The sequence below is a fragment of the Caballeronia sp. genome (genome assembly GCF_028292365.1).
Taxonomy (GTDB): domain Bacteria; phylum Pseudomonadota; class Gammaproteobacteria; order Burkholderiales; family Burkholderiaceae; genus Caballeronia.
This window is the reverse complement of the sequence record NZ_JAQGMM010000668.1, coordinates 1-11,750: the sequence shown is the minus strand read 5'-3', so window position 1 is coordinate 11,750 and position 11,750 is coordinate 1. Positions and strand designations below refer to the sequence as shown.

Here is an 11,750-nt window from a genome sequence, read left to right as displayed (position 1 = left end):
CCTTCCTGCTCGCGCACCACGTCGCCTAGCAGGCGGCCGAGATAGCGGATGTCTTCGAAAAGCGGCTGGTCCTTGTTGTCGCGTGCGCGCGAGGGAGCTTTGCCGTTCTTCGTGCTTTTCGTCGGCGCAGGCACTGGAGCAGCCGCAGCGCGGCCGTTGGCCACGCGTTTAGTCGTTCCGGCCGCAGCCGTTTTCACGGGGGCGGCGGTTTTGGACGCCTTGCTGGCAGTAACGGTAGCGGCGGCTGCGCGGCTACGAACGGCGGGCGCCGTGGCGGGCGCGGCGGAAGAAGCATCCTTAGATACAGCGTTGCGGCGGGGGCGGGCGTTGCGCGCCGATCCGGGAGACGTCACGTTGAATTCCTCTTGAAAGCCAGAGACAGGATACCGAGGCGGCCGGGCGCCAGAAAAGACAAAAGGGCGCGAGACCGCCGGCCGGTGCGACGTTCGACTGCTTTGCCATGCCTCATTACACCGTAGCGGACGAAACCCGAGATTACGAGGGCGCCCAACCGGGTCCACACGATAAAATGCGTGCCCCGGCGATGCCGCGCGATGCGGCACACCCTTGCTGTCTCCGTCCTGCCGCCTTGCTCGAAGCCCGCGCCGTGGCGTTCGGGCGCGGGGTCCGACTGTAATTGGGCAATGGCGTGCGTGCTACCATTGTTTGTTATCCATCCCGTCATCCGATTGACTCTGCAATGAACTCCGAGACGCCTTCCACGCCACCGCCCGACACTCTGGTCATTGCCTCGCGGGAAAGCCGTCTAGCCATGTGGCAGGCTGAGCACGTGCGGTTTGCGCTGCACAAATTATATCCATCTTGCGACGTCAAAATCCTCGGAATGACGACACGCGGCGATCAGATTCTCGACCGGACCTTATCGAAGGTCGGCGGCAAGGGCCTGTTCGTCAAGGAACTGGAAGCTGCGCTGGCCGACGGCCGCGCCGACCTGGCCGTGCATTCGCTGAAAGACGTGCCCATGGAACTGCCTGACGGTTTCACGCTAAGCACGATCCTCGAACGCGAAGATCCCCGCGATGCCTTCGTTTCACCGCACTATGCGTCGCTTTCGGAACTACCCGAAGGCAGCATCGTGGGAACGTCCAGCTTGCGCCGCGAAGCCATGTTGCGTATGCAGTTCCCTCATCTCGACGTCCGCCCGTTGCGCGGTAACCTCGATACGCGGCTTGGCAAACTTGATCGCGGCGATTACGCGGCAATCATCCTCGCCGCCGCTGGTTTGAAACGCCTTGGCCTCGAGTCACGGATTCGTGCGAATTTGCCGGTCGAAATCAGCTTGCCGGCTGCTGGGCAGGGCGCGCTGGGTATCGAGATCCGCGCCGGCCGCGACAATCTCGCTGCGTGGCTCGCGCCCTTGCACCATGAGGCGACGGCCGCTGCCGTCGAAGCTGAACGGATGGTGTCGCGCTCGCTAGGCGGCAGTTGCGAAGTACCGCTCGCGGCCTATGCCGACTGGCGCGACGGCGTGCTGCATTTGCGCGGTTGTGTATCGACGGTCGACGGCACGCGGGTCTTGCGCGCCGAAGGCTCCGCCCGTGCCGCCGACGTTCAGGCCGCGCTGGATCTCGGCAGCCGCGTGTCGGCTGAACTGGAAGCGCAGGGCGCAATGGAGATCGTCCGTGAGTTGAGCACCGCGAGCGGCGCGCGTATTCCTCCCGCTCCTCCATCTGTCTCGCCTGCCGACTGATGGCGAGCACTCCAGGATCCGCCCATTCATCGGCGCAAGGGCCAGCGCAGCCGCCCACGCAGCGACCGGCTGTTGTCGTCACGCGTCCCCTGGGCCAGTCAGCCGCGTTGCTGGCGTTACTCGAGCGCGCCGGTTTCGAATCAATCGAGTTTCCGCTCATCGATATTGGTCCGGTGACCGATGCCGCGCCGCTGCACGCAGCGCTCGGCGAGTTGTACGCGCCCGCGCCGCTTGGCTTTGCGCTGGTGGTGTTCGTATCGCCGAATGCAATCGATCACGCGTTCGCCGCGCTCAATTCAGCGTGGCCTTTGCAGATTCCCATTGGCGTAGTCGGCCCCGGCAGCGTAGCCGCGCTGGGCCGGCAAGGCGTGACGGCGCCGGTTTACACGATCATCAGTCCGGCGACCGGTGCAACGGTGACCGAAACACCCACGGACCCCCGTTACGATTCCGAGGCGTTGTATGCGGCTATCGAAGCGCATTTCGGGCTCGATGGTCTCAAGAACAAACGTGTACTGATCGTGCGCGGTGATGGCGGCCGTGAATGGCTGGCGGACGCGCTCAGCGCTGCGGGCGCGAACGTGGAGAAGGTCGCGGCGTACCGGCGGATCGTGCCGGAGCCGTCCATGCGCGACTGGGAGCGCATCCACGCATTGCTCGCCGGCGTTCCGCACGCGTGGCTGCTGACGAGCTCGGAAGGCGTGCGCAACCTTGAAGAACTCGCCCGCGAGCATCTCACTGTCGATGAAACCATCACGCTCAAACGCGCGCCGCTGGTGAGCCCGCATCCGCGTATTGCCGAAGCCGCGCGGCAAGCGGGTTTTGATAGGATTACGGTGTCCGGCGCTGGCGATGAGCGTATCGTGCAGGCGCTTGGCGGCATCTTCGCGAAACAACAAGAACCTGAACAACAATCCGACGCGCAGGTTGCAAAAGCGCAGGAACATGGATACAAGGCCTCGACGGCAGCGCCGTTCAGCCAGTCCAGTCAAACCAACCAGGAGCCCGCGCCGACGGATTCCAGGCCGGCTTCAACGCCGGCTCACCAACCGGCTCAATCACGCATGACTGATTCGAACGATTCAAGTAAAACCGCCTCGCAGTCCGCTACGTCGACTCCGCCCCCGGCGTCGAACCCGCCGAACACGCCGTTCACGCCCTACGAGTCTCAGCCGCCGAAACAGCGTGGCGGTGGCGCGGGCACTGCGCTGTTGTGGCTGGTGCTGCTGATTGTCGTGGTGGTCGCGGGCGTAGGCGGATTCATGCTCAACCGCAAGTTCGATCAGCGCGACGCGCAATTCGCGCAACGTCTGCAAACGAACGACACGCAAACGGCTGCGTTGCGCGCACAGGCCGATCAGGCCGCCAGTTCCGTGTCCGCCATCAACACGCAGATCATCCAGTTCCAGGGCAAACTCACCGACGCGCAGGCGCAAAGCCAGGCACTGCAACAGCAATACCAGGATCTGGCGAGCAATCGCGACGACTGGACGCTCGCTGAAGTCGAGCAGATTCTCTCGAGCGCGAGCCAGCAGTTGCAGCTCACCGGCAACGTGCAGCTTGCGCTGTTCGCGCTGCAAAGCGCGGACACGCGCCTGGCCGCGACCACGGGTCCGCAGATCGTGACGATCCGCAAGGCTATCGCGCAGGACATGGACAAGCTGCGCGCAACGCCGTCCACCGATCTCACCGGGCTGGCCATCAAGCTGGACACGGCAATCGATCAGATCGACTCCCTGCCGCTGGCGGGCGAAGCGCCGATCACGCCGGCCACGGCGCACGCCGATACGCCGCGTGACACTGCCGCGATCGCAGCCAAGACGGGCCAGCCGGTTTGGAGAGTGTGGCTGGAGCAGATTGCCAGCGGTATTGGGCAGCAGTTGTCGAGTCTTGTGACAGTGCGTCGTATCGATAACGCCGACGCCATGCTTGCGTCTCCTGATCAAGGTTATTTCGTGCGCGAAAACGTGAAGCTGCGTTTGTTGTCGGCGCGTTTGTCGTTGTTGTCGCGCAGTGAACCCGCGCTCAAGTCGGACCTTCATGCCGCGGACACCGCGCTCGGCCGGTATTTTGATCAGTCGTCGGGCAAGGTCAAAGCGGTTCGTACGCTCTTGCAGCAAGTCGATCAGGCGTCGCTCGCGGTCACCGTGCCCGATCTGAACGCGAGTCTCGCGGCGGTCCACCAGTTCAAGCGAGGCGGATGATGACGATGCGCGGACTCATCTGGTTTGTACTGCTGTTCGCGGCAGCTGCGGGCCTGGCGCTCGTTGGCGTCTTCGACGGCGGGCAGGTGCTGCTGGTCATGCCGCCTTATCGCGTGGATATATCGCTGAATCTGTTCGTGGTGGCGCTGGTCGTATCGTTTATCGTGATCTACGCCGTGCTCCGTGCCGTTCGCAGCGTGCTGAAAATGCCGCAGCGGGTGTCGGCGTACCGGACCCGCTCGCGGCTCGCGAAGGCAAATGCCGCGTTGCGCGATGCCATCGGCCACTTGTATGCGGGGCGTTTTTCCAAGGCGGAGAAGTCGGCGCGCGATTCCCTGACCGTCGATGAAAACACCGGTGCCGCCGGGCTGATTGGCGCCAAGGCGGCGCACGAGATGCACGAGTATGCGCGTCGCGACGAATGGCTCGCCAAGGTGCAAGACAGCGACTGGCAGGACGCGCGTTTGATGGCAACGGCCGACATGCGCGCCGATGGCCGGGATGCAGATGGTGCGCTGGTTGCGTTGACCGAGATGCAGGCGCAGGGTGGCCGGCGGCTGCATGCGCAGCAGATCGCGTTGCGCGCGCAGCAGCAGTTGAAGAACTGGGGCGAAGTGCTGAAGCTGGTCAAGACGCTGGAGAAACGCGAGGCGCTGCATCCGGCGGTCGCGGTGCGTTTGCGTCAGGTCGCGGCGGAAAACCTGCTGCGTGACCGGCGACATAACCCGGACGCGTTGCTGGAGTTCTGGCAGTCGTTATCGGCGACCGAGCGGCAATCGCCTCGTCTTGCCGACCTTGCCGCCGAACTGCTGATCGCGCTTGATAGAAGGAATGACGCACGCAAGATTGTTGAGGAAGCGTTGAATCACAATTGGGACGCGCGGTTGTTGCGGCGGTACCCGGATTGCGCGTCGCCGGGCGACGCATTGCCGTTGATCCAGCGCGCCGAAGCATGGCAGAAGGAGCGCACCGAAGACGCGGACCTGATGTTCACGCTTGGGCGGTTGTGCCTGCATCAGCAGTTGTGGGGTAAGGCGCAGGCGTTCCTGGAATCGGCACTGAAACTTGCGGACAACGAACCGTTGAAGATTCGCACGCATCGGGCGCTGGCCCGTTTGCACGAACAACTCGGCGATAGCGAAAAGGCCAGCCTGCATTATCGCGAGAGCGCGCTGGCCATGAACGTGGTTTGAGTTTTGCGGGCTTTGAAGAAACCGCGGGCTTCTCTTAAAGATAAGAGGCCCGCGGTTTTTTATTGCGGCATCGACCGTCGGCCCACCGCGTTGGTTTTACGTGCCGCCGCGCCCGGATGCGGCACGCTGGGCGCCACGGGTAACGCGGTCAGCGCGGTGTCATCGGTAGGCGAGAGCAGCATGTTTAGCGAGAGCACATCGCTATCGGTCAGGCTGGCCGTTGATGCCTTCAGCTTGAGCGAGTTGATCAGCGTGTCATAGCGGGCTTTCGCGAGATCGCGCCGTGCCGAAAAGAGCTGGTCCTGCGCGTTGAGCACATCGATGTTGATTCGCACGCCCACCTGATACCCCAGCAAGTTCGATTCAAGCGATGTCCGCGCGGATTGTTCAGCGGTTTCGAGTGCGCGGACCTGTGCAAGTCCACTCGATACCCCCAAAAATGCCTGCCGCGCCGATAACGCCGCCGAACGCCGCGCCGCGTCCAGATCCGCTGCCGCCTTGTCTTCCAGCGCCAGCGTCTGGCGCACGCGGCTTTGCGTGGCGCCCCCTTCGTACAACGGAATGGTGAGCTGAACGCCGACGGTCGCGTTGGTGTAATACGCGCCGTAATTACCCAGTTCGGCTGCAGCTGCCGGTACCTCGGGCGAGATCGTATTCGCGCCGCTGCCGAAACCGCCGCCGAAATTCCCGCCGAAGTTGCCGGCGCCTGCCGCCCCCAGGCTGTTTTTCCCGTAACTCGCGATCAGATCCAGCGTCGGATAGTGGCCGGCCTTCGCCTTCAATGTCTCGCGCTGCGAGTTCGCCACGGCCAGTTGCTTGAGCACGACCTGATAGTTCGCGTCGCGCGCCATCTCGACCCATTGCTGCATGTCGGCGGGAACGGGCGGTGGCAGCGTCACGCCGCGCGCAAGGCCATCCACGCGCGTCACCGGATGCCCGACGATTTGTTCCAGCGCCGCCAGCTTCATTTCGAGATCGTTCAGGGCCGCAATTTCCTGCGAGATCGCCTGATCGTATTTGGCCTGGGCTTCGTTGGTATCGGTGATGGTCGACTGGCCGACATCGAACGAGCGTTTCGCCGATTCAAGCTGCTCGGCAATCGATGCCTTTTGCGAGCGTACGATCGTGACGCTGTCCTGCGCGGAAAGGGCATCGAAATAAGCCTGGCCGAGCCGCACGATCAGATCCTGACGGGCGGCGGCGAACTGCGCCTGAGCGGACGTCAGGGCAATCTGGCCTTGTTGATACCCTTGCCAGCTCGCGACGTTGATGAGCGGTTGCGTGAGCGAAACGGTATAACCGTTGCTGTTCCCCGTCGTCGCAGGGAAGCCGCCGCCAAGTTCCGTGCGCTGCTCGCTGGCGGTCACCGATGCCGAGAGTTGCGGCAACAGTTTCGCGCGGGCTTGGGGCAATTGCTCGCTGTCGGCGGTGAGACCGGCGCGCGCGCTCTGGAGCTGCGCGTCGGTTTCAAGCGCTTCGTCGTAGAGCTGGTTGAGACTCACAGCCGAAGCCGGCGAGCATGCAAACCCGGTGCCGAGACTGCATAGCGCGAGTGCGAACATCGGGCGCATGGGATTCGTCCGGGACCGGTAAGCGAAAGGGGAGAACGACTAAAAAGACAGCGCGAAAGCGGTCGGATCAGTACGTGGGAACGGCCGGGTCGACCTGACGCGACCATGCGTCAATACCGCCGAACAGGTTGAACACCTGCGTAAAGCCGCGGGATTCCAGGAACATGCCGACTTGCGCGCTACGGGCGCCGTGGTGGCAGATGCAGACGATCTGCGCTTCGTCGTCCAGTTCTTCGCTGCGCGCGGGGATATCGCGCATCGGAATGGCGACAATGTTGGCGAGCTTGGCGGTTTCAATTTCCCACGGTTCGCGGACGTCGAGCAGGACAGGGGCGGGACGCGATGTATCGGCGAGCCATTCGGCCAGTTCGGGTGCGGACAGATTTTGCATGGGATTCCGGTGAAAGTGGTTAGCGACAGCGAGCCGGGCGGCCCGATGGTGCTATCCGCACAAACAAAGGTGCAGCTTGCAACGTGATGCTTCGGACTCGCCGCAGAGACGGCGAAACTAACGCCAGCGCGAGTCCGAACCTGAAACGAGGTCGTATCAGAACTTGAAGCGCGACGGCTGCACGGCGTTCTTGAGCGGCGGGATCAGCGTTTCGAAAATATCGGCGACGCGGAATTGCTTTTCGTCCACGCGCGTAATGATCTGCGCTTTCATGACCGGCGCGCCGCCGACAAACGCCGCCAGCCGGCCGCCAATCTTCAACTGATCGAGGAATTCCTGCGGCATGACCGGGAGACCGCCCGAGACGCAGATCACGTCGTAGGGTTCGCTTTCTTTCCAGCCCAACGCGCCGTCACCGAGCACGACCTGCGCATTCGATACGCCGTTCGCGGCCAGGTTTTCCGCGGCCAGCTTCGCGAGTTCGGGCTCGATTTCGATGGTGGTCACCGAACGGCCGCGCGCAGCGAGCAACGCCGCCATGTAGCCAGAACCAGCGCCGATCTCGAGCACGACTTCGTGCTTTTTCACGGCGAGTTCCTGTAGCACCCGCGCTTCGACTCGCGGAAACAGCATGTGTTGACCGGTGGGCAGCGGAATTTCGAGATCCGCGAACGCGATGTTGCGATACGCGGCCGGAACGAAGTTTTCACGCTTGACGATCGACAGCAGGTTCAGGACGTCCTGGTCCAGCACATCCCAGGGACGGATCTGCTGTTCGATCATGTTGAAACGCGCTTGCTCGATGTTCATGTTCAGTCTGCGGGTCGATCGACCGTTGGGGTGGAGTTGACGTAACGGATTGACGCAAATGCAACGCCGGAAATAAGGCGAAAATCGAGAGAGATTGTAGCAAATCACCGGCGGCTTACGCTGGCGTGTGTGGCGAGCCCGGCGTGGCGGGGTGTCGCGGGACATTGCGGCGACGGGTCAGTGCGGCAAGCGAACGTCCAGTTTGAGCGTGACCAGCCGCGCAAACAATATAAATCCTGTCGATACCAGTACGTTGTACACCCCTTGCAGCCCGAGCCAATCGAGTCCGAGATACACCCAGCAACCGGCCAACGCACACACCGCATACGGTCGCGAGTCGCGCAGGATCAGCGGCACCTCGTTGCACAGCACGTCCCGCATGATGCCGCCGAAGACCCCCGTCACCACGCCCATCATGGCCGCTGTGAACGCGGGCATCTGCGCATCGAGCGCGATTGACGTCCCGGAAATGCTGAACAGGCCCAGTCCGATGGCGTCTGCAATCAGCAACGCGCGCTGGTCGAACAGGCGTGTGGTCGTGCGCAGCAGGAATGGCGCAAAAATCGCCATGAGGAAAATGACGATCACATAGTCCTGATGCTGGACCCAGTAGAACGGCCGGCGCGACAGCAGCACATCGCGCATCGTGCCGCCGCCAAAAGCGGTGGCGAGCGCCACCAGGAAGGCTCCGACAACATCCAGCCGGCGCTTTCTCGCTTCGATCAACCCCGAAATTGCATACGCGAAGATCGCGAACGCCTCCATGATCGAGATGGCCAGCGTGAGCCTGGGATGCACGGTCACGGTCCCTTTCGCTGGTCGCGCTGGTCGCGTCGGTTGTCGGCATCATGAGACCGGTGATCCCGGTCCTGCGGATGACTGTGATGCTGTGGTGAGCTGGCCGGCTGGAGCAGCACGAGCACGGCGCCCTCACCGCCATCGTGCGGCCGCGCCTGACAGAATGCGATCACTTCCTCTTTTTGCACGAGCCACGCGCGCACTTTGCCCTTGAGCACCGGTTCGCGTCCGATCGACCCCAGTCCCTTGCCGTGAATCACGCGCAGGCAGCGCAGCCCGCGTTTCACCGATTCGCGGATAAATTCCGACAGCGCCTCGCGCGCCTCCTCGCGCCGCATGCCGTGCAGGTCGAGTTGCGCCTGCACGATCCAGGCGCCACGCCGGAGCTTGCGCACTACTTCCTGCCGCACGCCGTGGCGGCAATAGGAGAGTGAGTCGTCGGTATCGAGCAGGCTTTCGGGATCGAACTCGTCGGAGAGCGCTTCGTGCAGGACGGCTTCTTCGTCCAGGCGCGTCTGCAATGGCAGCGGCAACGGCGGCACGCGCGGCAGCGGCATGCGGGGCGGGACTTTCAGCGGCGCTACTTCGCCGATCGAACGACGAAAAACATCCGCGTCCGCCACGGCTTCGCGCTCGGCGATCACGGCCGCCGCTCGTTGTAGCTTGCGTTTGACCGCGGCGGCCTCGAGGGAGCTGCGCAACGCGCCGAGCCCGGCGAGGCCATCGCGTTTCAAGGCCGCCGACAATTCTTCCGGCGTCGGCGCAGCGGCTTTCGGCGGAGCGGCGGCCGTATTAGACGCAGACGCGGACGCGGCGTCGCGCTGGCGTTTCGCCTTGGGTTCGTTCGGATGGGGCAGGTTCTTGGGCATTGCACGGCAGAAGAAAATGCACGGCGGCGGAACACAGTTCACACCGCTTTCGGAAACCCTTTTTAACATGGGAAGGGGAAAAATCGGCGCGGCGGGTGTTTTCTCATTCGTTTTCATTCAGCATCGACCGCGCTCGAAACGAAAACGCCGGCCGAATCCAGAGGATCGCGACCGGCGTTTGTTTGTGCCCGGCATGCCAATTCGGGCCATACCGAGGCGTACTCAAGCGGCGCGGAAATTCGTGTGAATCAGGCGCCGCCTCTCCCGCTGCTTACCGTTCCGCTTCGGCGCTCATCGAGTGCACGGCCGGATTTTCGTCGATGCTTTCAAGATAACGTTGTGCATCGAGTGCGGCCATACAGCCAGTGCCCGCGCTAGTGACAGCCTGGCGATAGATGTGATCCTGCACGTCACCGGCGGCGAACACGCCCGGAATGCTCGTGCCCGTCGCGTTGCCCTGCAGGCCGCCGTGGGTAATGATGTAGCCGTTTTTCATCTCGAGTTGGCCAACGAACAGGTCCGTATTCGGCTTGTGACCGATCGCGACAAACACGCCCTGCAGCGGTACGTCGCTGGTCGTGCCGGTTTCGGTGCATTTGATGCGCAAGCCGGTCACGCCGGACGCGTCACCCGTGACTTCGTCCAGGACGTGGTTCCATTTGATGTCGACCAGACCTTCCTTTTCCTTCGCGAGCAAGCGGTCGATCAGAATTGGCTCGGCGCGGAACTTGTCGCGGCGATGGACCACAGTCACCTTCCTGGCGATACCCGCCAGGTACAGCGCCTCTTCCACGGCCGTATTGCCGCCGCCGATCACCGCGACTTCGCCGTTTTTGTAGAAGAAACCATCGCACGTTGCGCACGCGGACACGCCCTTGCCCATGAACGCTTCTTCGGAAGGCACGCCCAGATATTGCGCCGATGCACCCGTCGCAATGATCAGCGAGTCGCAGGTGTACTCGCCCGAGTCGCCGATCAGGCGGATAGGCCGTTCGGTCAGCTTGGCGGTGTGGATGTGATCGAAGACAATTTCAGTGTTGAAGCGCTCGGCGTGCTCCAGCAAACGCTGCATCAGTTCCGGACCTTGCACGCCCAATGGGTCGCCGGGCCAGTTTTCGACGTCGGTGGTGGTCATGAGTTGACCGCCTTGCGCCAGGCCCGTGATCAGCAACGGCGACAGGTTGGCACGCGCCGCGTAGACAGCGGCGGTGTAGCCGGCGGGGCCGGAACCGAGAATCAGCACTTTTGCGTGTTTGGGCGAAGACATGAGAGCAATCCGTTGTGGTTAGGGCCGAACCGTTGATCTGCGTTGATCCGATCAGCGATTCATATCGAGTAGAGTGCGCGGACAGTGGAAAAGTCGCTCGTGGCGGCGAACCGCATGCCACGCACTGCTGCTAATGACCTGTAGTTAGGTGCGAGTTCGCCATTATAAAGGGGGTAAAGAACGCTCGCCGAGTGATCCTTTCAATCGCGGCCATAGCGCGCCGCAGGGCCTGCAGCGTGTAACGCGTGTGTTACAGGGTGAAACCGCAGACCATTTTTGCTCGATCATCGCAACGCAGCGTTTACAATGCGTCATTAAACCTGTCGACCCGCTGCACGCCGTGCGGCGGGTCAGAAAGCCTTACGGATCAATGGCAAAAGCTACCTATTCTGCAAGCGCGCAGGCATTGCCGCACCGCATGTCGCGCCTTTTCACCGAAATTCGATGGATCTTGCAGGTCGCGCTCTGCGTGTTCCTGCTCATGGCGCTGGTGAGTTACAGCCGCCACGATCCAAGCTGGACCCACGCCGCGCAAGTCGACCAGATCGCCAACTGGGCCGGCCGCGTGGGCGCGTGGACAGCAGACCTTCTGCTGCTTTTGTTCGGCCTGTCCGCCTATTGGTGGGTCGTGCTGCTGGTGCGGCGGATCATCGCGAATTATCGACGGATCACGAATCACGAAACGGCTGATGAAGCGCCAGTGAAAGATCGCACGTGGCTGGCCGAGGCGTTTGCGTTCGTGCTGGTGCTGGCGGCGAGCGACGGCCTGGAAGCGCTGCGGATGTGGTCGCTCAAGGTGCAAATGCCACGTCCAAACGCATCGGGCGGCGTGATCGGTGAGGCAATTGCGCATGGGATGTCCCACGCGCTGGGTTTCACCGGCGCCACGTTGTTCCTGCTGATTGCGCTGGCGATCGGCTTGTCGCTGTATTTCAA

Annotated in this window: 10 protein-coding genes and 1 pseudogene; 4 read left to right on the top strand and 7 right to left on the bottom strand. The window is 62.8% G+C overall.

What is annotated here, in order from left to right; genetic code table 11:
* A pseudogene (locus JWR14_RS38195) lies at window positions 1-353 on the bottom strand (phosphoenolpyruvate carboxylase); the annotation flags it as partial.
* 347 nt (window positions 354-700) lie between these two features.
* Here JWR14_RS38195 and hemC point away from each other — a divergent pair.
* Genes hemC through JWR14_RS38180 form a run of 3 tightly spaced genes read left to right on the top strand, consistent with a single transcriptional unit; the run spans window position 701 to window position 5,108 of the window.
* Window positions 701-1,711 (top strand): hydroxymethylbilane synthase, encoded by a 1,011-nt coding sequence (gene hemC, locus JWR14_RS38190; protein ID WP_299719976.1) that lies wholly within the window; start codon window positions 701-703, stop codon window positions 1,709-1,711.
* Window positions 1,711-3,915: a fused uroporphyrinogen-III synthase HemD/membrane protein HemX gene (hemDX, locus tag JWR14_RS38185; protein ID WP_299719974.1), complete on the top strand. Its 2,205-nt coding sequence runs from the start codon at window positions 1,711-1,713 to the stop codon at window positions 3,913-3,915. The genes hemC and hemDX overlap by 1 nt, the downstream gene beginning before the upstream one ends.
* Window positions 3,915-5,108 (top strand): heme biosynthesis protein HemY, encoded by a 1,194-nt coding sequence (locus JWR14_RS38180; protein ID WP_299719980.1) that lies wholly within the window; start codon window positions 3,915-3,917, stop codon window positions 5,106-5,108. Before hemDX ends, JWR14_RS38180 begins: the two co-directional genes overlap by 1 nt.
* 59 nt (window positions 5,109-5,167) lie before the next feature.
* On the opposite strand, the gene JWR14_RS38175 is transcribed toward JWR14_RS38180, so the two are convergent.
* The 6 genes from JWR14_RS38175 to trxB all read right to left on the bottom strand — a co-directional run bounded on the left by JWR14_RS38175 (window position 5,168) and on the right by trxB (window position 10,814).
* A complete protein-coding gene (locus JWR14_RS38175; protein WP_299719971.1) occupies window positions 5,168-6,679 on the bottom strand; it encodes a TolC family outer membrane protein in 1,512 nt (503 codons plus the stop codon).
* A 67-nt stretch (window positions 6,680-6,746) separates the two neighbouring features.
* Window positions 6,747-7,070, bottom strand: coding sequence for a rhodanese-like domain-containing protein (locus JWR14_RS38170; protein WP_089166164.1), 324 nt, complete (start codon window positions 7,068-7,070; stop codon window positions 6,747-6,749).
* 156 nt (window positions 7,071-7,226) lie between these two features.
* The gene (locus JWR14_RS38165; RefSeq protein ID WP_299719964.1) at window positions 7,227-7,880 is read right to left on the bottom strand and encodes a protein-L-isoaspartate O-methyltransferase; all 654 of its coding nucleotides are present in this window, start codon (window positions 7,878-7,880) and stop codon (window positions 7,227-7,229) included.
* A 177-nt stretch (window positions 7,881-8,057) separates the two neighbouring features.
* Window positions 8,058-8,678: a trimeric intracellular cation channel family protein gene (locus JWR14_RS38160; RefSeq protein WP_299719978.1), complete on the bottom strand. Its 621-nt coding sequence runs from the start codon at window positions 8,676-8,678 to the stop codon at window positions 8,058-8,060.
* Window positions 8,679-8,680: 2 nt separating this feature from the next.
* On the bottom strand, window positions 8,681-9,547 hold the full coding sequence (locus tag JWR14_RS38155) for a Smr/MutS family protein (RefSeq protein ID WP_299719962.1): 867 nt from the start codon (window positions 9,545-9,547) through the stop codon (window positions 8,681-8,683).
* A 271-nt stretch (window positions 9,548-9,818) separates the two neighbouring features.
* Window positions 9,819-10,814, bottom strand: coding sequence for a thioredoxin-disulfide reductase (gene trxB, locus JWR14_RS38150; protein WP_299719960.1), 996 nt, complete (start codon window positions 10,812-10,814; stop codon window positions 9,819-9,821).
* 370 nt (window positions 10,815-11,184) lie between these two features.
* On the opposite strand from trxB, the gene JWR14_RS38145 reads away from it, so the two are divergent.
* Window positions 11,185-11,750: DNA translocase FtsK 4TM domain-containing protein (locus tag JWR14_RS38145; RefSeq protein ID WP_299719958.1), on the top strand; the 566-nt coding region annotated here is incomplete at its 3' end.

What these genes read in the sequence shown, in the direction of transcription:
- trxB (WP_299719960.1), bottom strand. Translation starts at nt 10,814, where the DNA reads ATGTCTTCGCCCAAACACGCAAAAGTGCTGATTCTCGGTTCCGGCCCC.
- JWR14_RS38165 (WP_299719964.1), bottom strand. Translation starts at nt 7,880, where the DNA reads ATGAACATCGAGCAAGCGCGTTTCAACATGATCGAACAGCAGATCCGT.
- hemDX (WP_299719974.1), top strand. Translation starts at nt 1,711, where the DNA reads ATGGCGAGCACTCCAGGATCCGCCCATTCATCGGCGCAAGGGCCAGCG.
- JWR14_RS38180 (WP_299719980.1), top strand. Translation starts at nt 3,915, where the DNA reads ATGACGATGCGCGGACTCATCTGGTTTGTACTGCTGTTCGCGGCAGCT.
- JWR14_RS38170 (WP_089166164.1), bottom strand. Translation starts at nt 7,070, where the DNA reads ATGCAAAATCTGTCCGCACCCGAACTGGCCGAATGGCTCGCCGATACA.
- JWR14_RS38155 (WP_299719962.1), bottom strand. Translation starts at nt 9,547, where the DNA reads ATGCCCAAGAACCTGCCCCATCCGAACGAACCCAAGGCGAAACGCCAG.
- JWR14_RS38175 (WP_299719971.1), bottom strand. Translation starts at nt 6,679, where the DNA reads ATGCGCCCGATGTTCGCACTCGCGCTATGCAGTCTCGGCACCGGGTTT.
- hemC (WP_299719976.1), top strand. Translation starts at nt 701, where the DNA reads ATGAACTCCGAGACGCCTTCCACGCCACCGCCCGACACTCTGGTCATT.